This window comes from Dermabacter jinjuensis, from assembly GCF_902381725.1.
Taxonomy (GTDB): Bacteria; Actinomycetota; Actinomycetes; order Actinomycetales; family Dermabacteraceae; genus Dermabacter; species Dermabacter hominis.
This window is the reverse complement of sequence record NZ_LR698963.1, coordinates 1,155,723-1,181,911: the sequence shown is the minus strand read 5'-3', so window position 1 is coordinate 1,181,911 and position 26,189 is coordinate 1,155,723. Positions and strand designations below refer to the sequence as shown.

General features: G+C 63.9%; 24 protein-coding genes. 6 read left to right on the top strand and 18 right to left on the bottom strand.

Annotated elements, in window-relative coordinates:
- Positions 1-11: 11 nt before the first annotated feature.
- The 13 genes from FXY94_RS05085 to sucC form a co-directional block, all read right to left on the bottom strand.
- Complete coding sequence (locus FXY94_RS05085) at positions 12-911, bottom strand: carbohydrate ABC transporter permease (protein WP_016663951.1); 900 nt, start codon at positions 909-911, stop codon at positions 12-14.
- Complete coding sequence (locus FXY94_RS05080) at positions 904-1,875, bottom strand: carbohydrate ABC transporter permease (protein ID WP_016663950.1); 972 nt, start codon at positions 1,873-1,875, stop codon at positions 904-906. The genes FXY94_RS05085 and FXY94_RS05080 overlap by 8 nt, the downstream gene beginning before the upstream one ends.
- Positions 1,872-3,197 carry an ABC transporter substrate-binding protein gene (locus FXY94_RS05075; protein ID WP_016663949.1) on the bottom strand — a complete coding sequence of 442 codons (1,326 nt, stop codon included), beginning with the start codon at positions 3,195-3,197 and terminating at the stop codon, positions 1,872-1,874. Before FXY94_RS05075 ends, FXY94_RS05080 begins: the two co-directional genes overlap by 4 nt.
- 36 nt (positions 3,198-3,233) lie before the next feature.
- Positions 3,234-4,445, bottom strand: a complete 1,212-nt coding sequence (locus tag FXY94_RS05070) for an ROK family transcriptional regulator (RefSeq protein WP_016663948.1) — start codon at positions 4,443-4,445, stop codon at positions 3,234-3,236.
- A gap of 218 nt (positions 4,446-4,663) precedes the next feature.
- Positions 4,664-5,545 carry a hypothetical protein gene (locus FXY94_RS05065; RefSeq protein WP_016663947.1) on the bottom strand — a complete coding sequence of 294 codons (882 nt, stop codon included), beginning with the start codon at positions 5,543-5,545 and terminating at the stop codon, positions 4,664-4,666.
- Between the two features lie 84 nt (positions 5,546-5,629).
- Positions 5,630-6,535 carry a C40 family peptidase gene (locus FXY94_RS05060; RefSeq protein WP_016663946.1) on the bottom strand — a complete coding sequence of 302 codons (906 nt, stop codon included), beginning with the start codon at positions 6,533-6,535 and terminating at the stop codon, positions 5,630-5,632.
- A 184-nt stretch (positions 6,536-6,719) separates the two neighbouring features.
- Entirely contained in the window at positions 6,720-7,448 is a 729-nt protein-coding gene (locus FXY94_RS05055) for a metal-dependent transcriptional regulator (protein WP_016663945.1), read from the bottom strand.
- 165 nt (positions 7,449-7,613) lie between these two features.
- A complete protein-coding gene (locus tag FXY94_RS05050; protein ID WP_016663944.1) occupies positions 7,614-7,919 on the bottom strand; it encodes a hypothetical protein in 306 nt (101 codons plus the stop codon).
- Positions 7,920-7,966: 47 nt separating this feature from the next.
- The gene (locus FXY94_RS05045; protein WP_016663943.1) at positions 7,967-8,203 is read right to left on the bottom strand and encodes a hypothetical protein; all 237 of its coding nucleotides are present in this window, start codon (positions 8,201-8,203) and stop codon (positions 7,967-7,969) included.
- Positions 8,204-8,337: 134 nt separating this feature from the next.
- Positions 8,338-9,915 (bottom strand): hypothetical protein, encoded by a 1,578-nt coding sequence (locus tag FXY94_RS05040; RefSeq protein WP_016663942.1) that lies wholly within the window; start codon positions 9,913-9,915, stop codon positions 8,338-8,340.
- Between the two features lie 68 nt (positions 9,916-9,983).
- On the bottom strand, positions 9,984-10,403 hold the full coding sequence (locus tag FXY94_RS05035; RefSeq protein ID WP_016663941.1) for a hypothetical protein: 420 nt from the start codon (positions 10,401-10,403) through the stop codon (positions 9,984-9,986).
- Positions 10,404-10,536: 133 nt separating this feature from the next.
- Positions 10,537-11,412, bottom strand: a complete 876-nt coding sequence (sucD, locus tag FXY94_RS05030) for a succinate--CoA ligase subunit alpha (protein ID WP_016663940.1) — start codon at positions 11,410-11,412, stop codon at positions 10,537-10,539.
- 7 nt (positions 11,413-11,419) lie between these two features.
- The gene (gene sucC / locus FXY94_RS05025) at positions 11,420-12,589 is read right to left on the bottom strand and encodes an ADP-forming succinate--CoA ligase subunit beta (protein ID WP_016663939.1); all 1,170 of its coding nucleotides are present in this window, start codon (positions 12,587-12,589) and stop codon (positions 11,420-11,422) included.
- Between the two features lie 120 nt (positions 12,590-12,709).
- Between sucC and FXY94_RS05020 the strand changes: the two genes are divergently transcribed.
- From FXY94_RS05020 to FXY94_RS05005, 4 genes are all read left to right on the top strand, one after another.
- On the top strand, positions 12,710-12,997 hold the full coding sequence (locus FXY94_RS05020; protein ID WP_016663938.1) for a hypothetical protein: 288 nt from the start codon (positions 12,710-12,712) through the stop codon (positions 12,995-12,997).
- Positions 12,997-13,500, top strand: a complete 504-nt coding sequence (locus FXY94_RS05015; protein WP_016663937.1) for a hypothetical protein — start codon at positions 12,997-12,999, stop codon at positions 13,498-13,500. The genes FXY94_RS05020 and FXY94_RS05015 overlap by 1 nt, the downstream gene beginning before the upstream one ends.
- Positions 13,501-13,578: 78 nt before the next feature.
- Positions 13,579-16,545, top strand: coding sequence for a multicopper oxidase domain-containing protein (locus tag FXY94_RS05010; protein WP_016663936.1), 2,967 nt, complete (start codon positions 13,579-13,581; stop codon positions 16,543-16,545).
- 83 nt (positions 16,546-16,628) lie between these two features.
- Entirely contained in the window at positions 16,629-17,192 is a 564-nt protein-coding gene (locus tag FXY94_RS05005) for a flavodoxin domain-containing protein (RefSeq protein WP_016663935.1), read from the top strand.
- Positions 17,193-17,289: 97 nt separating this feature from the next.
- Here FXY94_RS05005 and pntB read toward each other — a convergent pair whose 3' ends face one another.
- The 4 genes from pntB to FXY94_RS04985 all read right to left on the bottom strand — a co-directional run bounded on the left by pntB (position 17,290) and on the right by FXY94_RS04985 (position 23,586).
- Positions 17,290-18,735 (bottom strand): Re/Si-specific NAD(P)(+) transhydrogenase subunit beta, encoded by a 1,446-nt coding sequence (gene pntB / locus FXY94_RS05000; protein ID WP_016663934.1) that lies wholly within the window; start codon positions 18,733-18,735, stop codon positions 17,290-17,292.
- A 3-nt stretch (positions 18,736-18,738) separates the two neighbouring features.
- Positions 18,739-20,280 carry a Re/Si-specific NAD(P)(+) transhydrogenase subunit alpha gene (locus FXY94_RS04995; RefSeq protein WP_016663933.1) on the bottom strand — a complete coding sequence of 514 codons (1,542 nt, stop codon included), beginning with the start codon at positions 20,278-20,280 and terminating at the stop codon, positions 18,739-18,741.
- Between the two features lie 157 nt (positions 20,281-20,437).
- Positions 20,438-23,119, bottom strand: a complete 2,682-nt coding sequence (gene pcrA, locus FXY94_RS04990) for a DNA helicase PcrA (RefSeq protein WP_016663932.1) — start codon at positions 23,117-23,119, stop codon at positions 20,438-20,440.
- Between the two features lie 128 nt (positions 23,120-23,247).
- Positions 23,248-23,586 (bottom strand): hypothetical protein, encoded by a 339-nt coding sequence (locus FXY94_RS04985; protein ID WP_016663931.1) that lies wholly within the window; start codon positions 23,584-23,586, stop codon positions 23,248-23,250.
- Positions 23,587-23,687: 101 nt separating this feature from the next.
- Here FXY94_RS04985 and FXY94_RS04980 point away from each other — a divergent pair, with 101 nt between their 5' ends.
- Positions 23,688-24,749, top strand: coding sequence for a lysylphosphatidylglycerol synthase domain-containing protein (locus tag FXY94_RS04980; protein ID WP_016663930.1), 1,062 nt, complete (start codon positions 23,688-23,690; stop codon positions 24,747-24,749).
- On the opposite strand, the gene FXY94_RS04975 is transcribed toward FXY94_RS04980, so the two are convergent.
- A complete protein-coding gene (locus FXY94_RS04975; protein WP_016663929.1) occupies positions 24,746-25,741 on the bottom strand; it encodes an alpha/beta hydrolase in 996 nt (331 codons plus the stop codon). The two genes, FXY94_RS04980 and FXY94_RS04975, sit on opposite strands and share 4 nt — an antisense overlap.
- A 201-nt stretch (positions 25,742-25,942) precedes the next feature.
- Here FXY94_RS04975 and FXY94_RS04970 point away from each other — a divergent pair, with 201 nt between their 5' ends.
- Complete coding sequence (locus tag FXY94_RS04970) at positions 25,943-26,146, top strand: DUF3073 domain-containing protein (RefSeq protein WP_016663928.1); 204 nt, start codon at positions 25,943-25,945, stop codon at positions 26,144-26,146.
- Positions 26,147-26,189: the final 43 nt, after the last annotated feature.

Sequence of the window (26,189 nt, the reverse complement as noted above, 5' to 3'; positions counted from 1 at the left end):
AACCGAAGGTTTTAGCGGAAGCTCGAGAGGGCAAAGCCTTCAATGACCTTCTTTTGCATGATGGCGAATGCGAGGAACACCGGGGCCATGGCCATGAGGCTCGCCGCCATAATCATCGGGTAGTCGGGCCCCACCAGGTGGTCGCCCTGGAGCATCGCGAGGCCTACTGCCACCGGGTATTTCTCGGTCGAGTTGATAACGACGAGCGGCCACAGGAGGCTGTTCCAGGCCGACAGGAGCGTGATCACGCCGAAGGAGAACAGCGCCGGTCGCGCGAGCGGAAGCATGATCTTCCAGAACATTTGCCACGGGTTGCAGCCATCGAGCTTCGCGGCGTCGACGAGTTCCTCGGGGATGCGACGGAAGTACTGCATCATGAAGAACACGCCGAATGCACTCACGAGGCCCGGGGCAAGGATCGCGAAGAAGTTATCGAGAAGCCCTGCCGCGTCGACCATTTGGTACTGCGGGATGAGGAAGATTTGCCCGGGAACCATGAGCACCGTGAGCAGAAGGAAGAAGATGACCTTGCGGCCACGAAAGCGCATCCGCGCGAACGCGTATCCGGCGAGTGAACACGTCACGAGTTCCGCAAGGACCCTCAAGATCGCGTAACTGACGGTGACGGTCATCTGCTCGGTGAACGGCACGAACTCGAAGACACGCGCGAAGTTCTCCCACCGGAGTTTCTCGGGCCAGAGGTTCATCGGGATTTCGACGACTTCGGCGCGGGTGCTGAGCGCGAGCTTGATCTGCCACAGGAACGGGAACAGCATCGTGAGGGCGCCGATCGCGAGGATCAGGTGCGCGTCCCACGTGTGCCCGTGCAGGCCTTTGCTGCGCTTTCGCTTCTTCTTTTTCTTCGCCTTGGTGTCGTCGAAGGGAAGATCGGGAGCGAGGGAATCAGTCATAGTTCACCCACTTCTTCTGGACCCGGAACTGGACGATCGTGAGAATGCCGACGATCACGAGGATGAGCAGGGCGATCGCGGAGGCGTAGCCCTTATCGTCGCCCGGGAACGCCGCGCGGTAGAACAGGTACACGAGCGAGAGCGTCTTCTTCGTGACGGGGTTGGCGTCGCCAAGAACCGCGAAGATGAGGTCGAAGAGCTGGAAGCCGCCGATGATGCTCGTGACCGTGAGGAAGAAGATGCTCGGAGTCAGCAGTGGAATCGTGATCGAGAAGAACTGACGCCACGTTCCCGCGCCATCGAGCTGCGCCGCCTCGTACACTTCGGGCGGAATCGTTTTCAGACCCGCACCGAGCACGATGATCTTGAAACCGATGCTCATCCAGAGCCCCACAATCGCGACGACGATTAGGGCGACCCATTCGGTTGTGATCCACCGAGGGCCTTCGATACCGAAGAAGCGCAAGATGACGTTCACGATGCCGGCTTCGCTGTGGAAAATCATGCGCCACACCATCGAGATCGCTGTGGGCATCGCGATGTACGGCAGGAAGAACAGGGCTCGGTAGATCCCGGCACCCTTGAGGCCCGGGCGCTCGAGCAGCGCCGCGAAAAGAACGGAGATCGGAATCGCGAGCAGAATGATGACCGTGTAGATCACCGTGTTGAGGAACGCACGCGGTAGTTGCGGATCCTCGGCGAGGCGTTTGAAGTTGTCGAGCCCCACGAAGTGGGCGGGCTCGAAGGTTGACCACGACGTGAGCGACATGCCGAAGCTCATGATCATCGGCACGAAATACATGAGGCCAATGCCGATCACGGTCGGGGCGATGAAGAGCCACGGCCAGATGCCGTCGCTCATGCTTCCGCGGCGTTTCTTCTTCCGCGGGGCCTGCTGGCCCGCCTCATGAATCTCTTCAGAGGCGGCGCCAGCGGCAGCGTTCGAAACGTCGAGCGAGCTCACTCGCCCTTCTCCTTCGCGAGCACCTCGTTCATGGCCTTCGCGAGCTCGGTGCAGCCTTCCTCGGCAGTGAGTTCACCGGTGAAGACCTTCGTGAGGTACTCCCCTTCGAGCTCCTGCCAGTCCGGGCAGCTCTTTGAAATGGGGAACGCCACGCCGTTCTTCTCGGCCTGGTCGATAAACACCTGGAGGTTGAGCTCCGGGTGAGCGTCGACGTAGCCATCCTGAGTGCCGTTGAGGGCGGGGTTCGCCGCGCCGGATTCGGCGCTGATCTTTGCGGCCTCTTCACCGGCGAGGAAGGCAACGAGAGCCTGAGCCGCCGGCATGTTCTTGGTGAATGCGGAGATGCAGTTGCCGATGCCGTGCACGACGGTCTTCGGGATATCGCCACCGGGCAGCGTCGCGACGGTCACGTCGTCCTTGGTCGAGGCCTTGAGCATGGCCGGCACGCGCCAGTTGCCCGACCACTGCATCGCGCATTTACCGCTCTCGAACATGGCGTAGGCGGAGTTCTCGGCTAGGTAGTCAAGGTCGGGGGATGCGCCGATCTCGATGAGATCGCGCCAGAACTTCACGCCTTCAATGGTCTTGGGATCGTCGTACCCCGACTTCTTCTTGTCGTCGGAGATCACATAGCCGCCCGTAATGGCGATCGAGTGGTAGTAAGACGCGGTGCGCGAGAACACCTCCGCGCACCCCCACACACCGTCGGGCAGCTTCTCGCCGAGTTCGACGGCCTTCTCCTTGTAGGTGTCGAGCGTCCAGGTCTCGTCGGGGTAGGCGACGCCGGCCTGATCAAAGAGCTTCTTGTTGTACCAGATGGCGACGGTGTCGAAGTCTTTCGGCGCGGCGAAAGGCTCACCGTCGACGCTGTACATGTTGGCGAGCGCTTCCGGGTAGTTCTTCGGATCGAACAGACCCGCATCCTGGAGCCCCTTGAGCGAGGCGAGCTGGCCGTTCTCGGCGTAGGAGCGGAAGTGCGGGCCCGTCATCCAGAACACGTCGGGAAGAGCTTTCGAGGACACCTGAGTGCGCAGCTTCCCGAAGTATTCCTTCCACGGGGTCATCTGGAGGCTAACCTTCACGTTCGGGTACTTCTCGTTGAACGCCTTGATCATTTCCTCCAGCATTTCCTGCTGGTTAACGTCCCAAAAGGCGTAGGAAATGCTGCCCTCGATCTTTGCGGGGTCGTCGCCGATTTCGTTCTTCGTGCCCTTACTCGAAGTGCCTCCGGTGCCGGAACCGCCACAGCCAGCGGCGGCGGCTGCGAACGCAGCGCCACCCGCGGCGAGGAGGGAACGGCGGGCGATGGTGGATTTAGACATGGTGTGCTCCTTGGATAGCGGGTATAGGGGTAGGGGTCAGCTGGCGAGCGCGTGGCTCGGGTGGTCAGCCCGCTCGGTTGCGGGGTCGTTTTCGGTCAGGGTCGTGGGGGCGGGCAGTTGCCAGTGTGCGAGCGCGGGTGCGCTCGGGTTCGTGAACGCGGTGTAGAGGGCTCCGACGGCTGTCGAATAGCGCCCGTGTGCCGAGCGCCTGATCCGCGGCAGGAAGGGGACGGTGAGGCGTTCCTTCAGGTAGGGGGCGAGGAAATCCGCGAGCGGTGCGGATGTCTCGCTCAGCGCGCCCGCGAGAACGAGAACCTCCGGGTCGAGGATCGCGACGAGGCGCGAAAGGGGGTCGGCGAGTGCTTTGAGATAGTCGTGCAGGCTCGCGAGGCATTCGGCATCCCCCGCGTGGGCCCGCTCGGCGGTCTGGAGGGGGCTTCTGCCAGATGGCCACTGCCAGTCACCGCATACCGATCCGGGGGTCCATTGAGTTCCGACGGCTGTCGTCATTTCGCCGGCGACGCCGTTGGCGCCTTCGAAGAGCTCGCCATTGAAGGTGACCGCGCTCGAGACGCGGCGCCCGAGCCACACCGTCACCTGGGATGAGTCGACCGTGCCGGCCCCGAGGCGGGCCTCGCCGAGCGCTGCAGCCTTGACGTCGTTACTCACAAAAAGCGGCACGTTTATGAGGGATTCAATTTCGCGATGAAAATCCCAATCATTAAGGTACGGCAGAACACGCGAAAGCTTGACCTTCTGCGCTTTGACGATACCCGGAACTGCGAGGCCAACCCCCGCGATCGAGGCGCCTTCGCCCACGATCCGAACCACGTCGTCGAGGTCTCGCAGGAACGTGTCGCGCGAGGGTTCGCGCACGCGATCCGCCTCGTAGCGCGCAAGAATGCGGCCCGCGCGATCGGTGGCGATCGCCCTGATCGCGTGCTCACCAATATCGACGCCCACCATCCTGTCGCTAGGAACGAAGGTGTATGTTCGCCCTGGTCGACCGGCTTTTCCTGTGGGACGTAGATCCGAGGTTACGATTTTTGCCGTCTCAAGAGAACGCAGAGCAGCGTCAATCGTGGGCCGCGAAAGATCGGTGCGGCTCGCGATAGCGCTTGCCGTGAGCGAGCGGTGGTCGCGCAGCAGGAGGAGGCACTGTTCTTCGGGGGAAACGTGAAGACCGGTTGCGCGCAGTTCGGGTTGAACCGAGCGCGATGCTGCACTCACATTTCGCGTGCGCGCCATGTGCGAACCTCCCCACCTCAGCGACTGCCGCGTTCGGGCCAGTAGTTTTTAAAGCCGCTTTAAATAAATCAATGCCGGGAGTTTTCGGCAAGACAAGCATCGAAATGTCGGAACCTGTTCATCGACAATTAAGATTCGCGCCGACCTCACGCCGTTTCCAGTAGGTCAGCGCACTATCAACCGCTCGTGGCAGCAAGAAGCCCCGAATGCGGGCGAGGCTACCAGCGCTCAGGATATCCGCCCTGTGTCGCGGGAATCGCCTGGCGCTGCGCGGCCGACCGTCGCGCCGCAACGATCGACATGCCTGTGACGGCAGCGATGATGAGGCCGAGACCCGCGAGAGCGCACAGGACCGCCGGAACGAAAACGTCGTGGGCAGCAACGTCGAGAACGCGCTGGACCACGGGCCCGGCAACGGTCGAATCGGTCAGAGTCTCGGGCACCCACAGCGCGTGGCCGTAGAGCACGCCGATCCAAGTCAGGGCCGTCACCAGTACGGCGACGCCCAGGAGCATGAGCGTGCGCAGCCGAACGCTCGACACGAGAAGCGCGCCGATGCCCGCAGCAATACCGACGACGGTAAGGAGGGTTGCGTTTACGGCGATGGCCTCAAGAATCTCAAACCAGCCGGCATCGAACGTACCGAGGTTGACGACGGTCGGTCCGACATCGGGGATGTCGAACGGGAGAATTGATTTCACGGGCGCGAGGAGCGCATCCCAGATTGGCGTGAGATCGGCGTGCACCGTCACGGTCGTGGCGCCGCTCGTGAGCTGGTCGTGGATGTCCCCCATCGTTCCCGACCACATCGTCCCGTAGGCCTCGGTGCCTGTGACCGCACCGACTTGGGACAAGAGCATGTCCTGCACCCCTGCCCGTAGGCTCTCGGGGATGGGGAGCCCCGCACCGACCTGGTTCATCGCCTCATTCGCGAGAGTCTTTTGCAGGTCGAGGTCGCGCGCGAGGGGGCTCGTGAGCGTCAAGAAGCCCTCGCGGTTCACGATGCGGTCGCGCACCCACGCGGCGGGCACGCTCACGGTTGTTGCCACGAACGAGACAAGCACCAGGAGCACGGCCCCGATTTCACGCACGATAGTCATAGGCTCACCTTACCGAACCGGCCATACCTCTTAAAAGGAAACGCCACCCCGGCACGATCCGGGGTGGCGTTCTCAAAGTCGTGATCAGTCAGCGATGCGGTAGAAGGACCAGTTCGCGTTCCAGAGCTTGCGGATGCTCGTGTTCTTTGCGCTGTTGCCCGCGTCGAGGATCATGCCGTTGCCGGCGTAGATGCCGACGTGGCCGGGGTAGTAGGCGAGATCGCCGGGGCGAGCCTCAGAGCGGGAGATGCGCTTGCCCATACGTGCCTGGGCGCCCGCGCTGTGCGGGAGGTGGATACCGTGCTGGCGGTACACCCACGACGTGAAGCCGGAGCAATCCCAGCCCGAGGGCGAGCTGCCACCGAACACGTAGCGAACGCCGATGCCTCGCTTAGCAGTCGAGAAGATCGAACCAGTAGCAGCCGACGAGCTCGGGGCTTCTTCGGTCTCGTTGTCGCGCTCCTCGCTCTTCTTTTCGCGCTTCTTGCGATCGGAGGTGTCCTCGGAGTTGTCGGTGTCCTCCGACTCGTCGTTTGCGCGCTCTTCGCGGCGGTCCGAGCGACGCTCTTCGGTCTCGTTGGTCTCGCGCGAATTCTCTTCGGTCTCGCGCGAATCCTCTTCGCGGTTGTCGGATTCGTCTTCGTCGCGGTCATTAAGAGCCTCGGGCTCTTCAACCTCAACCACGGGAGCTTTGGGCTTGAGGGTCGCGGCCGAAGCGGCGAACACGCCGAAAGCTGAGTCGTCGTGCTTCTGAGCGACGGGGATGGTCACAGCCGGGGCGGTGACGGGGGCGATGACATTCGTCGACTCGGCAGCGGCATCGGCCTGAGTCGTGCCGTCAGCGAGTGCGCCGGTGGAGCCGGTGAGCACGAAGGTCGCAGCGAAAGCAACGCCAGCGGTGCCACGGGTAGCGCGCGCCACGGGGGTAACGGGGCGCATCTGGCGGCGATGGGTGTTCGCGAAACGATTCGACACGTGGGGACCTTCCATGTTCTCGACCTTGCGGCTCCTGCCTAAGAGTTCGAGCTTCCCGGAGCAGGTATGAAAATCCAGGAGCTAGGGCGCGGCTCTTCCGCAACCGAGTACGACTCTACGAAACAAAACGCCTCCGTCAGTGGGATCTGACGGAGGCTGTTCCAAGTCTTTGACAGTCCTTTACCTAGACGGAATCAGGTCACACTGGATCGACCCCGATGTGGCCCGCATCGGAAGGAGTAAGCGAGATCGGTTCGCCGCCCTCGGTCTCGAGAACGATCGCATCCGCGTCGGCATAAACGCGCACGTCAGCACCGGGAACGACCCCGTGGGCCTCGAGATCCGCCAGGAATGACACGTCCGACTGAATGACCTCCCCGATCGACGCAACCCGCACAGTGCACGGCCCTGCGCTCAGGTCACAATCCACGAGTCTTTGACCCGCACTTTGCCGAACTCCCGAGCCGTTGACCCCCTCGGCTACACCGGGGTGGATATCTTCAAGGCCGCCCTCGAGTTCGGCGAGGCCCGGGATCGGATTTCCGTAGGGATCGCGATACGGAGGGGTGAGGAGCGACGCGATCTTACGCTCAACGTCGAGGCTCATCACGTGCTCCCAGCGGCACGCCTCTTCGTGCACTTTCGAGTACTCGAGGCCGATGACGTCGATGAGGTGGCGCTCGGCGAGGCGATGCTTGCGCATCACGCCCGTGGCAATCCGCTCTCCCTCGATACTCAAGTGAATGACGCGCTCATCGTCAAGGAAGAGCAAGCCATCGCGCTCCATGCGCGCAACCGTCTGCGAAACGGTGGGTCCAGACTGATGCAGTCGCTCCGCGATCCGCGCCCGCATCGGCGTAATCCCGAGTTCGAGCAGCTCGAACACCGTTTTCAAGTACATCTCTGTCGTATCGATCAGGTCAGTCACGATGCTCCTTCGAGTGGGGCGCACGGGGCGCAGAAAATATGGGGCGCTAAATATGGGGGCGCTGCTCGATTCTATAAGTGAGGTTCCGACGGCAGCCCGGCAAGCGTCGGACCCCACATTGCTTGCGCTCCCCCGCCTCGACCGAGACGCACAAAGCGCCTCGCACTACACGTCGTGTGCCACGATCCTCGCGAGTAGCGTGAGCACTCCTGCCGTCGAGGCAAAAAACGCCGCAATCGCCGCAACGGAACCGACGAACATGCCGGCGGTATCCCCGTCCCGGACTGCACGCGCGAGAACCCACGCGGCTAGGGCGAGCCCCGCCACTGCGAGTCCGATGCCGATGCCTATAACAATCGCCCACTTGAGGAGCCCGAGTGCGCCGCCCACGATTGCGAGAAATAGAGCGCCAATGGCAAGAGCGGGCAAAAGGAGCGGAGAGCGCGAAGGGGCGGGGGCGTGCATGGTCACGGTGTCACCTGGCCTCAAGTTTCAATGGGATTCGTTCGCTATGCCATTCAATTAACACGCCACTGCACGTTATGCTCCACGCCATCGTCATCCTCGTAGGCCCGTACCCCCTGGTGTGCGCTGCTCGTGAGCCAAAATTGCCTCGCGTTCGCATTGCTCCCGTTGCTCTTCGCGGTGACCTGAACCTGGCCCGCATCGACGGGAGTGCCGGGCGTTCCGGTCTGAAGAGGTGCGGGCGTGGGTTGCGGCTGATTCATTCCGGGACCGAGGGACGGTGCGCTCATGCGGCCATCATAGACGCCGGCCGGCCACAAAGGTATGACAGGTCACACCCTCCCGGTGCGAATAAAGAAATCGCCCCGCACCACGCTCCTCGAAGGAGATGGCACGAGGCGAAATCGCATTGAGCAGAGGTGTGCTACGACAGCATCGCGATGAGGCCAATGATGATGGACACGACGCCGATGATGATCGTGATAACCGAGAGCACCGACGCGATGATGCCGAGCGCCTTGCCACTACCGCCCTTGAAGCCGCGCGCGGCGCCCCAAGCACCGAGCACGAGCCCCACGAGGCCGAGCGGGAGTGCAAGGGCATACACGAACATGAGCGGCACGAACGAGAGCCCGATACCGATCAGGGCCAGCACAAGACCAATGATGGCGAGCACAGTGCCGTTCTTCTTCGGTGTGCTTGCGGCGGTGGGCGCTTGCTGGTTGTAGCCCGCGGGGGTCGGGTAGCCGGTATTTGCGCTCGGTGCCGAGTAACCGCTTTGCACACCCGGGTTGCTCGGCTGGAACTGGTTAGCGCTCGAGTTCTGGGCGCTGTAGCCGCCCTGCGGCGCTGCCCCGTGATCGCCGGAGTTCATCGCACTGTAGCCGCCCTCGGGGGCCTGCTGCTGGCCATAGCCCTGGGCGTAGCTAGGCTGCTGGTTCTGCTGGCCGTAGCTCTGCTGGCTGTAGTCGTTGCCGTAGCTCTGCTGGCCATAGCTCTGCGCTTGGGGTGCGGATTCACTGCCGTACCCCTCGCTCACGGCGCTTGAAGTCTGGGCGCCGAAGCCCTGCGCTTCACCGGGCTGCTGGAAGGCCGACGCCTGCCCGGATCCCGCGGCGGTCGAGTCAAACTGCTGCGGCTCGTTCGCCGAAGGGGCCGACGGAGCCGAGTACGCGGGAGCTGCCGAGGTTGCCGACGCTGCCGGGGTTGCCGAGTTTGCCGACGCTGCGGATGCTGCCGTGCCGTACTGCGCGGCGCTGCTGTCCGTATTCGAGTAGCCGCTATCAGGCGCGCCACTCGGGGCGCCATAAGTCTGGTTCTGCTGCGACGAACCGTAGCTGGGCGCTTCGCTCGGCGCGCCATAGCTGGGTGCGCCGTAGCTGGCCCCGCCGTAGCTCTGCGACTGGGACGCCGCGCCCTCGTGGCCCGGTGCGCCGTAGGCGCCAAACTGCGTGGATTGCTCGCTGTGCTGCTCGGTGGCGCTCGACTCACCGCCGTGCGACGGTGCGCCGTAGGAACCAAACTGCGTGGATTCTTCGCGCGGCTGTTCGGGCTCAACGCCCGCCGGCTCACCCTGAGCAGCCTCGACCTTTTCCGGCTGCGCCTGCTCATTCTGTGCGGACGCACCGTAGCTCGGAGCCGCGGGAGCCGCTTCTGCGGCGTTGCCGTAGTGGGCGGGCTGGTAGGTCGAGCCGTACGACGGCACGTCTTCGCTTGTGTCCGGAGTCGCTTCGGGATTCTGCGAAGCTTCGGGGGACTTTCGATCTCCCTCAGCCTCAGCATTCTGCGAGGCGAACGGGCCGACCTCGTGCACAACGCCGCCCTCGGGCGTCGCAGCAGCGGACTCGTCGTGCGAAGGGGCGAGCGCTTCCTGCGCCTGCCAATTCGGTGCCGATGACTGCTCCTGCTGGGCGTTCTCGACGCTCGGCGAATTCTCGGGTTTCTCGGGCTCTGGGTAGCCCTGGGGGTTGTTGACGGGATCGTTGCCGTAAGGAGTACTCATGCCTCCCATCCTAAAAGCGGCTTCCTTAGAAACCTTTGGCAACGCGTGGGGCGAGAAACCGTCGGATCTCAGGCCTTCCCCACCGGCATGAGGAACATAAACGCGTACGGAGTCAGCCCGAAGAACACGAGCGGGAACGAGGCGGCGATCGCGGCAAACGAGAGGAGGACGCTTCCGCCCTGTCGCTGCGAAAGGCGGACGCTCAAAAACGCGAGCACGAGCGCGAGAGCCGCGAGGGGCAGTGTTCCAAGGCCAAAGCGCTCGAAAGGTTCGACGAACGAGCACACGACGCAGACAAGACCGAGAAAGCTCAGCACGAGCGAGAGCGCGGCGAGGCCGAGACCCGTGCCAAAGAGGTACTTGAGGAACGCGCCGCTGCGAGAGGTGCGCGCGGGCGTGGAGTCCCAATTCGAAGCGCCCTCAAGCATCGAGGGGTTGAAGCGTGGGGCCTCGCTCGGCGTTTTCCTGGTGGGTCCTGATGTACTCATGCGGCAAGGCTACTGAGTGTGCCGGCGTCGCGGGGCGCGCAACTTGTCGCAATCTTGAGACAGCGAACGCGGTGCAGGACTCGCGAGCGAGCGAGGTCGAGCTTCGCCTATCCGTGACGGGAGGGGACGCCCGCTAGAGGCCCTCTCGTACGAGCCTCGCGGTCTCACTCGGACTCGTTCCCACGCGCACACCCGAAGACTCGAGCGCCGCCTTCTTCGCGCGCGCCGTTCCGCTTGAGCCGCTCACAATAGCGCCCGCGTGCCCCATTGTTTTGCCTTCGGGAGCGGTGAAGCCAGCGATATAGCCGACGACGGGTTTCGTGACCTTCGCGCGGATGAATTCGGCGGCGCGCTCCTCGGCGTCTCCCCCGATTTCACCGATCATGACGATCACCTCCGTCGCGGGGTCTGCTTCGAAAGCATCGAGGGCATCGATGTGGCTCGTGCCCACGACCGGGTCGCCGCCGATTCCGATCGCGGTCGTGAAGCCGATGTCGGAGAGTTCGTGCATCATCTGGTACGTGAGGGTGCCGGATTTAGAAACGAGCCCGATCGGGCCCGGGCCCGTGATGTGGTCGGGGATGATCCCCGCGTTGGACAGACCCGGCGAGACGATCCCCGGGCAGTTCGGCCCGATGATGCGCGTGCGACCACTGCGCTGCGCGCGCGCATAAAACTCGACGGTGTCCAGAACAGGGATGCCCTCCGTGATGACGACGACGAGTGGCATACCCGCCTCGATCGCTTCGATCACGGCCCCCTTCGCAAACCTGGGCGGCACGAAAACCACGGAGACATTCGCGCCGGTTTCGCGCATCGCTTCGGCCACCGTGCCGAAAACCGGGGTCCGACGGTTGCCGAGGTCCACGTCGCTCCCGGCTTTCTTCGGGTTGACCCCACCCACGATCTGGGCGCCCGCGGCGCTCATGCGGCGCGCGTGCTTGAGACCCTCGCTTCCGGTGATGCCCTGCACGATGATGCGGGAGTTGTCGTCAAGAAAAATCGCCATGATTGCCCTACTTTCCAGCGGCGAGCGCGGCGGCTTGCCTCGCGGCGTCGTCCATTGAATCCGCGATGTGCACGAGCGGGTGCTTCGCGCGGCGAAGAACCTCGCGCCCCTCCTCCACGGCGTTGCCGTCGAGTCGCACGACAATCGGCTTCGCTGCGCGGTCGCCGATTCTCTCGAGGGCGCCGACGATGCCGAGGGCGACTTGATCGCACGCGGTAATACCGCCAAACACGTTGATAAATACGCTTTTCACCTGAGGGTCGGCGAGGACCAACCCGAGCCCATCGGCCATGACGCTCGCCGATGCACCGCCGCCGATATCGAGGAAGTTCGCCGGATGAATCCCGCCGAAGTCGCGACCCGCGTAAGCGACAACGTCGAGAGACGACATCACGAGGCCTGCACCGTTGCCCACAACGCCGACTTCGCCGTCGAGCTTCACGTAATTGAGGCCGAGGCGCTGGGCCTCTTCCTCCAGGGGGTCCTTGCTGTCGGTTGAGGCGAGGGCGGCAAGGTCGTCGTGACGAAACAGCGAGTTATCGTCGATCGACACTTTGCCGTCGAGGGCGAGGATCTCTCCCCTCGTGGTGGTCACGAGGGGGTTGACCTCGACGAGAGTCGCGTCTTCGTCGCGATAAACCTCCCAAAGCCGTTCGAGAACCGGGACGATGGCGCCGATCTGCTCGGCATCGAAGCCCGCAGCTTCGAGAAGATCGCGCGATGCTTCCGCCGTGAGGCCCTCGAGCGGGTCGATTTCGTGGCGCGCGAGCGCCTCGGGCTTGTCTTTGGCGAGTTGCTCGATCTCGACGCCTCCCTCTTTCGAGCACAGCGCCGTGAGGCCGTGCGCCGAGCGGTCGAGAAGAATCGAAAAGTAGTGTTCCTCGGCGATCTCGGCGCCCTCGGTAACCAGGACGGAATGCACCGTGTGCCCCTTGATGTCCATACCGAGGATCGCGCGGGCTGCATCTTCGGCTTCCGCTGGAGTGCGAACGACCCGAACGCCGCCGGCCTTTCCGCGACCGCCGACCTTGACCTGGGCCTTCACGACCAGCACGGGAGAGTCGAGCGACTCCGCGGCTGTGCGCGCTTCCTGCGGTGTAGTCGCGAGACGGGCGTCGAGAACGGGAACGCCGTGGCGGGCGAATAGCTCACGCGCGTGATGTTCGAGAAGGTCCACGGGGGTCCTTTCATGGCAGGCAATTGTCACTCCAGGTTAGGGGATCGCCACAGCCAAGCGGCTCAGCGGACACCCGCGCGCCCGTCACACCCGCCATACCGGGCCCGTTACGATGGAACAATGACGAGCCCCCGCCCCCAGCGTAGAACGCTCCGCCAGCGCATCATGGATCACCTTTTCTTTTCCGTCGTGGTCATGACGCTCTTTTTCGTGGTCCTCTCACTCATGGGGATCAAGGCGAAGTTCGCAAGCCTCGTGCTGTCGATCCTGCTCACGCTCGCGCTCAACGTGGGGCTTTCCTACTACTACGAATGGCGTCGCGACCGCGAGCGCGCCGCGATCCGCGAAGGCCGCGCGAATGTGCGCGACAGACGCGATGGCGATATCCGCATGAGGGATGAGAAGTAATGGCCAGTTGGAAGACCTACGCGAAGGCGGCCCGCAACACGGCGCGCAAGCAGGCTCCCGGCGCGAAGCGCGCCGTGCAGCGGGAGGCCCGCGCCTACGCGAGCGGAGCGCAGAAAGTGTGGGAGGCGAAAGCAGCCGATAACGTGCGCCGTGGCGCCGAGAGCGCGAAGAACTCGGCGAGCGAATCGGCAAAGACGATGCGCGCGGCCGCGAAGGTCGCGGGGCGCCGGTATCGCCGCGCGAATATGACGAAGCGCCTGCTCGCGGCCCTGCGCGACACGTCAATCATCGCCCTCTCGCTCGGCGCGATCTGGTTTGTGTTCTCGAGGATCATCCCTATTCCGGTGACGTGGATGCTCATCCTCCTCGCGGTGATCGTGCTCTTGCGGATCATTGCCGCTCTCATGCAGGACGCCTACGAAGAAACAGACCTCGACGATCCGGAGGGCATTCCTGGCGAGGAGCTCCCCGAAGGCGCGAAGGTCAAGAGGTTTAAGTCCTGATCGAGTTCCCTTTTCGTCGATAGCATGAACGGGGCGCTTTTCGCGCCCCGTTTGTCGTCCCCGCACGGAAGGTCAGCCTTGCACTCGACCGAGAATCGCCCCAAAGGCTTCACCCGCCGCAGCTGGCACAGGAAGGCCACGAAACCCGTCTCCTACTGGATGATCGCGCTCGTGATCGCCGTCGCCGCGCACCCGTTCATCCCGCAGTTTCGGTGGCTACTCGTGCACATGGTGACGCTCGGCCTCGTGACGACATCGATCATGATTTGGGGCCAGCACTTCACGGAGGCGCTCCTTAAGACTCGCCTCGCCGAGGAATCCCGCCCGACGCAAGTGGGGCGCATTTGGGGCCTCACGGCGTCGATTGTGCTCACGATGGCGGGCATGCTCGCGAATCTCCCGCCCGTCACGGTGCTCGGTGCCGTCGGCGTGAGCGCCATGATCCTCTGGTATGCCTTTGCGCTTGGCGCGCAGCTCAAAGCAGCCCTCGCCCCGCGTTTCTCGTTCGTCGTGCGGGCCTACCTCATTGCCGCGTGCCTCCTCCCCTTCGGTGCAACGCTCGGCGCGATCCTCGCCTTCTCCCCCGGCGAACCGTGGCAGGGGCGTCTGCTCCTCGCTCATCAAGTCGTCAATATCCTCGGTTTCGTGGGCGTCACGGTCTCGGCAACGCTGCTCACGCTCTGGCCCACGGTCTTGCGCACGAAGCTCGATACGGCGAAAGCCTCGCGCGCCTCGCGTTTCCTCATCGTCATGGTGATCGGCACGCTCATCGCGATGCTCGGTGCGCTCGTCGACAACGTCCTCGTGGGGCTCGCGGGCCTCACCCTCTACATTCTCGGTCAGGTCGTCCTCGGCTCGCTCCTCGTGGCGCTTGCGCGACAATCGGCTCAGCAAACCCGTCGCGAGCCGCTCGCCCTCTTCCCCGTGCTCTCGATCGGCACGGCCGCGCTGTGGTTTCTCGGCACGTGCGTGGCGCTGTGGGGGCTGTGGTTCAGCTCGATCGGCAGTTCCGACGGTTCCCCGGTCACCTCGCCCCTCAACTTCTCGCTCACCGCGGCACGCCTCCACGATCTGAGCGTCCCCTTCGTCGCGGGCTTCCTCTTGCAACTTCTCCTGGGCGCGATGAGCTACCTTCTGCCGGCCTCGATGGGCGGCGGTCCGCGCGCTCTCAAGGCGGGTCTCGCCGTCATGAGCCGCTGGGCGATCTTCCGCGTAGTGACACTCAACCTCGCACTTGGCATGTTCGCGTTCGCGAGCGTCACCGGCACGGTTGGCGAGGCGCTCTTTGGTGCTCTCACATTCGGCACCTTCGCGCCGAGCCAGTTCGGCTCGGTCACGCGCGTTCTCGTGTCGGCGGTGGCGTTTATCGTACTCGCGTCGTTCATCGTCCTCATGCTCCGCATGGTCAAGGTGAATCTGCGCGAGCGCCTCGAGTTCAAGGAGCGCTCGGCGCAGCTTGGCATGCCGGGAGTGGGCGCACCGACCGCACCGATGCACGCAGCAGGCGGTGCTACTTCGGCATCCACGTCCTCTGCCGTGAGTGCACCTCGTGCGGACGCGCGCGAAGCACAGCCCTCGCGCGAACCCGCGATGCTCGACCGGCGCCACCTTACGAGCGCACTCGCTGGCGTAGGGACCGTGTTCTCCCTTGCCGCGGTCGGGCGCGCTTTCGACGGCACCCTTGCAGGCGCGGCGGCCGTCGGAAACCCCGCCGGAGGGGCCGAGCACACGAACGGTGCGGGCCCCGCCATCGCCCCGACCGGTCGCACGACGCGCCTCAAGGTCGAGGCGAATGCCGACATGCGCTTCGTTCCGAACACGCTCGAGGTGCCCGCGGGTGACCGACTCGAAATCGAGGTCCGCAACGTCGATCCCGCGAATACTCACGACCTCGTTCTCGCCACGGGCCCACACACGGCGCGCCTCCACCCAGGCGACACCGCCGTGCTCGAGGCCGGCATCATCACGGAACCCGTCGAAGGCTGGTGTTCGATCGTCGGTCACCGCGCGATGGGCATGACCCTCAAGATCACCCCAACCGGGGCGAGCACGAGCGAAACCGAGGGCGGCAACGCTGGCGCAGCAGGCGTCGGAACCGACCCCCTCACCCGAGTAAGCGCCGACCTCACTGCCGCGCCAGGTACCTCACGCACGCGGCGTGACCCGGTCGTGCCTGCAGTCCCCTCCCCCGGTACGCCGCAAAAACTCGCCTTCGACGTGACCGAGGCGAACCTCGAGATCGCACCCGGCATCGCGATGGAATCGATGGTGTACAACGGCGAGGTCATGGGGCCCGTCGTCACCTCCCCCCTTGGCGGAAAAGTCGAATTAACCCTCACCAACAGCGGCGAGATGGGCCACTCGATCGACTTCCACGCCGGCACCGTCGCGCCGAGCACCTACATGCGCACGATCGCGCCCGGCGAGAGCCTCGTGTACCCCTTCACCACTGACTACGCGGGCGCGTGGCTCTACCACTGCTCGACCGCACCCATGACCATGCACCTGTCTGGCGGCATGTATGGAATCCTCATCGTCCCGCCACAGGGACTTGCACAGGCCGACCGCGAATACGTGCTCGTCCAATCCGAGCACTACCTCACCCCGGAGGCCAGCACCGGCGCGGATGGAAGCCCTGTTCAGGGGCCCGACGGTTGCGCGGTTCACGCCATCTCCTCGGAAAAAATCTTCGCCGAACGCCCCGACTTCACCGTGTTCAACGGACACGCGAACCAGTACGTGCACGCACCCCTCGAAGCGAAGGTCGGCGAGCGCGTGCGCATCTGGGTACTCGCCGCCGGGCCGAGTCGAGGGATTGCCTTCCACGTCGTCGGTACCGTTTTTGACACCGTCTTCAAGGAAGGCAAATACCTGCTGCAGCCCGACAACACCACCGGCGGCGGCTCGCAAGCTCTCGACCTCGGCAGCTGCCAGGGAGGTTTCGTCGAAATGGTGTTCCACGAGGAAGGCACCTACAAGGCCGTCAATCATCAGTTTGCGGACCTCGAACGCGGGGCGCTCGCGCTCATTAACGTGACAGCCTGAGCGCCGGGCACCGGTGGTCCCTGCCCGTACGCGGCGGTGCGTGGCAGGCTGGAAGTACCGAACACGACCGCGAAGGAGCACCCATGAAAGCCCTCATCCTCAACGCCTCGATCTACGGGCACTCCGGCCGATACGCCGAGATGATCGCGAGCGCCCTCACGGATGCGGGCTGGGACGTGCACACCCTCACCACCAAAGGATTCACCGTCGAGGCGGCACGAGAGACGCTCGGAGGTGAACCCGACCTCGTCGTGTACGCGGGCGGCAACTATGCGGGTAAGCTCCACGACGTCAAGGCCTTCGTGAGTGCCGCGCACGCTTTCGAAGGCGCCCGCCTCGCCTTGCTCTCCGTTGCCTGGGCTGACCCGAGCCGCACCGACGAAGTCGATAAAGTTCATCGCGCGAACCTCCCGAGTGACGTGTATGCGCGCACCGAACGCTTCCACGCGCGCGGCGGACTTGCCCACTCCAAGGTGTCTTTCGCCCACAAGGCTGCACTCACCGGCGTACACGCTTTCATGAAGGCGGTGCCCGCGAGCAAGCGCCACGCGAACGACCAGGAAATGCTCGACACGTGGGGCACGGACACCGATTTCGTGAAGCGCGAAAACATCGAGCCAATGCTCAAAGCGCTCCTCGACTCCTGACTCCGGCCCTAGGACCCGCGGGCAAGATTGCCGCATAAAAGGGCCTCGCGCCCACCCACTACGGGTGCGCGCGGGGCCCTTGGCTGAACGAGAGAGGCTAGAGCGCCTTCGAAATTGCCTCGACGGAAGTCTTCGCGTCGCCGAGCAGCATGTCCGTGTTCTCGTTGAAGAACAGCGGGTTCTGAACGCCCGCGTATCCGGCGCCCATCGACCGCTTGAACACGACGACACGCTTCGCGTCCCACACCTTGAGCACGGGCATGCCCGCGATCGGGCTGCCCGGCTCCTCGGCAATCGGATTCACCGTGTCATTCGCGCCAATCACAAGCACGACATCAACGTCGGCGAAGTCGTCGTTCACCTCGTCCATCTCAAGCACGATGTCGTAGGGAACTTTCGCCTCGGCAAGAAGGACATTCATGTGCCCGGGCAAGCGGCCCGCAACCGGGTGAATACCAAACGTGACCTCCACGCCGTGTTCGCGGAGCTTCTTCGTGAGTTCCGCGACCGGGTACTGCGCCTGTGCCACAGCCATGCCGTAGCCGGGAGTGATCATGACCGTCGAGGCACCCTTGAGAAGCTCCGCCGTCTCTTCAGGCGTGATCTCGGTGTGCTGCCCGTAATCACGCTCGACGGTGGAGGAGCCACCGTCGGAACCAAACCCGCCGAGGATCACCGAGATGAACGAACGGTTCATCGCCTTGCACATGATGTAGCTCAGGTACGCACCCGACGAGCCGACGAGCGCACCCGTGATGATGAGCAGGTTGTTGCCGAGCATGAAGCCCGCGGCCGCCGCGGCCCAGCCCGAGTAGCTGTTGAGCATCGAGACGACGACGGGCATGTCGCCACCGCCGATCGCCGCCACCAGGTGGAAGCCAAGGAAGAGCGCAAGGATCGTGAGCAGAAGAATCGAGGCCCAGCCGGCAAAGCCCTCGCCGCCGCTCGCCATGAACGCGATCGTGAGAACGAGCGAGAGAACGAGGACGCCGAGGTTGATCCAATTGCGGCCCGGAAGCATGAGCGGCGCGCCCTTGATCTTCGCCGAAAGCTTGAGGTAAGCCACGATCGAGCCCGTGAACGTCACGGCGCCGATGAAAATACCGAGCGCCACCTCGCCCAAATGGAAGGTCTCCATCGCGGGGGAAATACCGTGCGGATGAAGGAAGCTATTAAAGCCAATCAGCACCGCCGAAAGACCCACAAACGAGTGAAGCATGGCGATGAGCTCGGGCATGCCCGTCATCTCCACCTTCTTCGCGAGCGGAATGCCGACGCCGGCGCCAATCCCCATCGCGAGAATGATCAAGATGAGGGTGACGATCGGGCCGTTGAAATGCTCGGGATCCACGTGCGAGTTCGCGAGCGCACGCGCGATCGTGGCAACGAGCGCAATGGCCATACCGGCCGCACCAAAAATGTTGCCGCGCTTCGCGCTCTTTTGCGCGCTGAGCCCCACGAGCGCGAGGATGAAGAGAATGGCCGCGGCAATGTAGGCGAGGGTCGTGAGCCTCAACGTCCAGTCAACCAGCTGCATGTCCATCGATCAGCCCTCCCTCGAAAACATGGAGAGCATGCGGTGCGTGACCGTAAACCCGCCAAAAATGTTGATGCTCGCAATCACGATCGCGATGAACGACAGAATCGCCACGGCAATATTCGCGCTGCCCACCTGCAAAATCGCGCCCACGAGAATAATCCCGGAAATCGCGTTCGTCTCGCTCATGAGCGGCGTGTGCAGCGAATGCGTGACCGACGTGATCACGTAGTAGCCCACCACGATCGCGAGCATGAGCACCATGTACTGCTCCGCCACCTGGAAGGGGCTCGCAAGCACAAGCGCCACACCGAGGATTCCACCAATGATCGCCGCGATAGTCCCCGCGTGGGACTTCTTCGCTTCGGGCGCTTCGGCAGGAGCCGGTGCCGCTTCGGGTGCAGGTGCAGGCGCCGCCGACACCTTCACGGGAGGCGGTGGCCACAGCACATCCGCCTGGCCATCGTGCGCGAACGTCACCGTGATGCCACGAACGATCGTGTCCTCGAAATCGAGCATCATCACGCCATTCTTCTGAGGCGTCACGAGCTTCATGAGGTTCACGATGTTCTGCCCGTACAGCTGGCTCGCCTGACCGGGAAGCCGGCCCGCGAGGTCGGTGTGGCCCACGATCGTCACGCCATTCTCGATCTGGTAGACCTCGCCAGGCCTCGTCAACTCACAGTTGCCGCCGTTCGCGGCAGCCATATCCACGATCACCGAGCCGGGCTTCATGTTCTGAACATCAGCGGCGGTGAGAAGCACCGGCGCCTTGCGGCCCGGGATATTCGCGGTCGTAATGACGATGTCCGCCTCGGCCGACTGCCGCGAATAGAGCTCCGCGGCCGCCTTCGCTTGGTCCGCCGTCATCTCCTTCGCGTAGCCATCCTCAGACTTCTCCGTCTTCGCCTCGATCGGGACGAACTCCGCGCCCATCGACTCGACCTGCTCGGCAGCCTCGGGGCGAAGATCGGTAGCCTTCACGATCGCGCCCATCGAATTCGCCGTTCCGATAGCCGCGAGACCCGCAACGCCGGCCCCGATTACATACACGTTCGCGGGCGGCACCTTGCCAGCCGCCGTGACCTGCCCCGTAAAGAGACGCCCAAAGTTGCTCGCCGCCTCGATCACCGCGCGATAGCCGGCAATGTTCGCCATCGAACTGAGCACATCCATCGACTGTGCTCGCGAAATACGAGGCACCGCGTCCATCGCGAGAGCCGTCAGGCGATGCTCCTTGAGTTCGTCGATGAGCTCCGGGTTGCGACCCGGCGCCATGCGAGAAATGAGCACGGCACCGGCGAGCATCCTCTCGCGCATCTCGCGCGGGGGCGTATCGAGCGTCGTCACGATATCGGACTGCCACACCTCCTCCCCCACGATCTCGGCGCCAGCGTCGGCGTAGGCGGCATCGAGGTATGAAGCGCGCTCCCCAGCACCGCGCTCAACCGCGACGTCGTAACCAAGCTTCCGGAGCTTGCGTACGGTGTCGGGCGTGGCGGCGACGAGCGGCTGATCCTCGAGTGTTTCTCTCGGGATTCCGATTCGCAATGTCACTCCTTAGTGCGAGATGCCCATGTGCGCATGGGACCTGCTACGAATCTACCGCGTGCCTGCGAGACGTACAGCCCGAAACTCACGAGGGTCGAGAAAAACTGCGTCTCGAGCCCGAGAAACGGATGCCCGGACGGTCGCCGGCCCCACTCGCTCAGAGCTTCGTAATCGGCGCGTAGCGCACCAGGAGGCGCTTTTTCCCGTGCGGCTCCCGGAACTGGACCTCGACCTGGAGCTTCTCCCCCGCCCCGGTCGCGGAAACGACGGTCCCCATGCCGAAGCTGTCGTGCGTCACGCGGTCGCCAACCTCGAGGTTCGGGATTTCGCTCGCCGTCTTCGCCTTCTTGCCGGAACCGAAACTCGGCCGCGATACGTCGCGGCGGCCGCCGCCGACGCCTACGCCGGTAACAGATGGGCCACGCCTGCTCGAAGTACCCCAACCGTCGGAACCGCCGAAGCCGCCACCAAAGCCACCGCCGAAATCGGCGTACGCACGCGCGTTGCCTGCGCGCGCTACGTGCACGAGGGCCTCGGGGATCTCTTCGAGGAACCGGGACGCGGGGAAGAACTGCGGCGTGCCCCACGCGGCGCGCACGCTCGCACGCGTAATGAACAGCCGCTCGCGCGCTCGGGTAATCCCCACGTAGGCGAGGCGGCGCTCCTCCTCGAGTTCTTTCGGGTCGGCGAGGGTCCGCTGGTGCGGGAAGGTGCCGTCTTCCATGCCCGTGAGGAACACGATCGGGAACTCGAGGCCCTTCGCGGTATGGAGGGTCATGAGGGTCACGAACTGATCGTCGCCCTCGGGGATCTGATCGGAGTCGGCGACCAGCGAAACCTTTTCGAGGAACTGATCGACGAGCGAACCACTAGGGGCCTCGGGGCCGCCCGGCTCGTCCTCGAACTCGGAAGCCGCGGCTTCGGCGGCCGCGAGATCCGCCTCGAAGTCAGCGGCGACACTCACGAGCTCCGCGAGGTTCTCGAGGCGGGATTCATCCTGGGGATCGTCGCTGCTCTGGAGGGAGGCGTAATACCCGCTCTCGCTCAGGATCTCTTCGAGAACGTCGCTCGGGCCCTCGCCCTTTTCGACCTTTTCGCGCACGCGCGACATGAGTGACACGAACTTCTCAATCGCGCCCAGGGAGCGCGTTGCAATGCCGGGAGCTTCGCTCGCACGCTCGAGCGCCTCGCCAAAACTGATCCGCTCCTGCTCCGCGAGCACTGACACGGCGGCCTCAGCCCTCTCGCCGATTCCGCGCTTTGGCGTATTGAGGATGCGGCGCAGATTGATTTCATCTGCGGGGTTCGTCAGCACGCGAAGGTACGCGATCGCGTCCTTAATTTCTCGCCGCTCATAAAAGCGCGTTCCGCCCACAACCTTGTACGGGAGACCCACGCGAATGAGCTGATCCTCAAGCGCGCGGGACTGGGCATTCGCCCGATAGAACACCGCGATGTCGCCAGCCTTCGCCCCCTCATCGATGAGAGCATCAATCTGGCGGGTGATGTACCGCGCCTCGCCCTGCTCATCGTCGGCCACATACAGCGTGATCTGCTGGCCCTCGCCCTGATCGGTCCACAGCTTCTTGGGCCGCCTGCCCTGGTTTTCCTTGATGACCGCGTTCGCGGCGCTGAGGATCGTTTGGGTCGAGCGGTAGTTTTGCTCGAGCACGATCGTGCGGGCGCTCGGGAAATCCTGCTCGAACTCGATGATGTTGCGGATCGTCGCGCCGCGGAACGCATAGATCGACTGGTCCGAGTCGCCCACGACCGTGAGGTCCGCATGAGGGTCATCGCCGACGAGCTCGCGCACAAGCCTGTACTGCGCGGTATTCGTGTCCTGATACTCATCCACGAGCACGTGCCGGAACCGACGGCGATAGCCTTCGCGAATCCCCGGATTCTCGGCGAGCAGGCGCACAGTCAGTGCGATCAAGTCGTCGAAGTCCACGGCGTTCGCCGTGCGCAGCCGCTCCTGGTACTGGGTGTAGATCTGCGAGATCATCCGTTCGGCGGGGTTCTTCGCGTTCTCCGCCTGGGCAGCGTATTCCTCGGGCGTCACGAGCTCGTTCTTGAGGGAGGAGATTTTTGCCTGGAACGCTCGGGGCGAGTGCCTTTTCGAGTCGAGCCCCATGTCCTTCGCGATGTTCGTGATGAGCCGCTTGGAGTCTGCCGAGTCGTAGATCGAGAACGTGGACTTGAGCCCGGCTGCGGCCGCATCTCGCCGCAAAATACGCACGCACGCCGAGTGGAAGGTCGACACCCACATGTACCGGGCCGCGGGCCCAATGAGCGCCTCAACCCTCTCCTTCATCTCGGAGGCAGCTTTGTTCGTGAAGGTGATCGCGAGAATTTCGCCCGGAAGAGCCTCTCCACTTCGCAAAAGGTGAGCGATGCGGCGGGTCAGCACGCGGGTCTTGCCGGAGCCTGCCCCGGCAACGATCAACAGCGGGGAGCCGCGATGTTCGACCGCATCGCGCTGGGGCGGGTTGAGCCCCTCGACGATCTCCTCGAGAGCAGCCTCATCGCGCCCGCCCCAGGCCGCAAAACTCTCATGACGCACGGGCTCGGGCTCATCCGGAACCGGCTCAAAGTTCACCCCCGCCTCGGGATTGGGCGATTGCGACACCTGCTCGTCAAACGCGGTTTCCCAATCCTCGGGCGGGGCATCCTCGGAAAAATCCCATTCGTCGGGAGGCGGGCAAGCGTCGGACTCCCCTCGCGCACCCCCGCTCTGTGCGCGCGCACCCGTGCCACCCTCGCCTTTGATTCCCTTCCCGGCCTCGCCAAGCGCGCGGAAGGATTCGGGAAGTGGAAAATCGTCAAAAAGCGAGGACATAGAGGCACCTTCACGTACGGATAGGGCGGATAGTTAACGGATGCGTGGGCGCGCATGCACAGGTTCATGCGCTGCGGGCCTACCCCGTGTAGCGGCTTGCCCGTGCACGGGGGCGCTTACACGCGCTCTCACATGAACAGCGCAACCGCGATATTCACGACGATGCCCGTAGGAATCGCGAACCAGACCGGCGCGGGCGTTGCTTCGCGCTTCTTGATCGCGATGAACGCACACACCGCAACGATGACCGACAGCACAAGCTTGATACCGATCACCATGTGGTTGATACCCATGTCTGCGGCGATCCCAATGAGGGCGGCGATCAGGCCAAACACGGGTGCGGCAGCGGCCATGTGCGCCATGCCGGGACGAGGCTGGCGGTTCTTGGCAGCGGCGATCCACATGCCGAAGGCGCCGGCCCAACAAAGGATGTGGAGGAAAACAAAAATCATCATGAACGTATGCATGACTCCACTCTACGAAAGGGGTGAGACATTTAAACTCAGGGGCCCCGACGGGGTCGCTCGCATCACGTCGAGACCGCGCGTTTCTGCGAGAATGGTCCGCGATGAACGACTCCTCCAGCCCCACGCCCCTCACACGCGAACAAAAACTTACGCGCGCCCTGCTCGCCGTCGGCTCCATTGCCCTCGCAGCAATTCTGATCGTGTGGCTCATCCCCCGCGCTCTCGACACATCGTGGACACACATTTTCGCGTCCTTCACCGGGATCAGCGTGTGGTGGGTCCTCGCGCTCCTCGCGGTCGCGCTTGTCGTCCTCGCGATCGACTCAATCGGTTTTTCCGCCTGCTTTCGCGGCGTGAGCCTCAGGGCCAGCGCCGAAACGAATGCTGTTGCCCAAGCCGTCACCGTCGCAATCCCGATGGGATCAACCATCTCCCTCGGCCTTATCTACGCTCGACTCAAACGCGCGGGGGCGAGCGCGAAAACGATCGCCTCGGGCACCCTTCTGGCTTCGATCGCCGACATCCTCGCGCAGATCCTCCTGCCGATCCTCGCCGTTACCCTCCTCGCTCTCGCCCCGCTCGACATTCCGCTGTGGGTCCGCATCGCCCTCGTCGTTGCCGCCGCGCTCGGCCTCGCCCTTACGAGCACGGCGCTCGGACTAGCCTCGAGCGAAACACTGCTGCGCACACTCCTCGAACGCGTGCAAACGATCACCGACGCCTTCCACGAGGGCTACGGCGGGCGAAGCCGCGACATCGTCACACCCGCCCTCGCCACGCGCAACATGGCGATCGCCGACGCTCAGGGTTCACGCGCCTTGATCCTCGGCGCCCCCACCATTGCGCGCATAGTGCAGGGCCTCGCGTTCATTGCCTGGTGCACGTTCGGCTACGGCTTCACCATCAGCCCGCTCCTCCTCTTCGGCATCTATGCCCTCAGCCGCTTACTCGCCCTCATCCCTCTCACGCCGGGAGGCATCGGCGTGATCGACGTCGGCGTCGCGTGGGCCCTCGTGCAATGCGGCGCACCAAACGCCGCGGCTGTGTCGTGTGCGCTCGCGTTCACGCTCAGCCAAATACTCACGCCTGCCCTCGCCGGTGCGCTCGCCATCCCGATCGGGGTTCGCGATGCCGAGGCTGACGCCAAGGCCAGAAGGGCCTAAAGTCCGCGCCTCTCCATGAATGCGGCAAGCTCAGCGAAAAACATCTTCCTCGGGGCCTCGAACGCGAGGGCCATGTCGTGCGTTGCTCCAGGAATCCGCGCGATCGTCAGATCTCGCCCCGCGTTGCGCGCGTTCCTCACCTGCTGCTCGACGTTCAAGATCGCATCGCTCGTGTAGGCACGGCGCGTGAAAAACGGTTCGAGAGCGGATCGCGTCGAGGCCGTCATGAAAATAGGCTCGCGGATATTGAGCCCGCTCGCGAGCTGATTCTGGGCCCGTGCAACGGCAGCGAGTGTGCATGCCGGCATCGGGAACGACTCGAACGGCTTGTACGGCACATGCCAATCCCAATGCCCCCCAAAGTGGGTGTGAAGCGTCCGGGCATAAAAATCGGGCGTGCCCGGAATTACCGAGCTTAGGGGCCGCGTGCGCGCGAGCGCCTCGAGCATAGGAAGGAGGGCTCGGCGGACGAGCGGCCCGCCATGCAGTTCGAGCCACGGCGAATTGAGCAGAAGGGCCGACGCTTGCCCCGGGTTCCTCGCCGCCCAAGTGACCGTCGTGATCCCTCCCGTCGAGTGGGCATAGATGACCGGTTTCTTTGGGGTGAGGCCACGCTCGCGGGCGGCCGTGCTCGCCATGTCGATCGTGCGGCTGATCTCCTCTGCGTAGTCGCTTAGGTCGCCAATCGCGGTCGCCACATCTCCCTCGCGCAGCGAACGACCGTTTCGGCGCAGGTCGATCGCCCAAAAATCGTAGCCGCGGTCGTTAAAGAAGTTCGCGACGTGCGGGTGAAAGAAGTAGTCGCTCCAGCCGTGGAGGTACAACGCGATGGCGCCCGTCGCTCGCTCTTTCGGTGCGGGCCGCGCGATCGTCGTGAATCCCCACGGCCCGAGTGCGTCCTCGCCGCCGTCGTGGTGGCTGATGTCGAAACCATGCGCGACGAGAGCTGAATCGTCAACGGGCGGATAGGTGCGGTCGTGTTCGGCGGACATGGCTGGAGCTTTCTTTCGTCGCTATTCGCACTCGGTAGCAGGGCATTTTTCCCGGTGACGGAGCCGCCGTCGGGTGTGACGTGGCCCCGCGCGGGCCTGCTTCTACTTTAAGTCCCAGGCGCCGCAGTGTAACCTAGAGTCCGAAACTTACTCTCCAGGGCGAAAGACGCCCGCATGTTCGACGCACAGGGGGTCGTACCTATGGGTCGTGGCCGTCAGAAAGCCAAGCAGGCCAAGATTGCTCGGGACCTCAAGTACTACAGCCCGCCCACGGATCTCAACGCTCTTCAGCGTGAGCTGAGCGGGAAAAAGAACGAGTCCGCTTCGTGGGACGAAGATGACCGCTACGAAGACAAGTGGGCAAGCGAGTACGACGACTGGGCTGACGAGGACGAGGAGTCCTGACCGCCCCTTCATTGTGAACTGACGCCGCCAAACGAAGGTAATT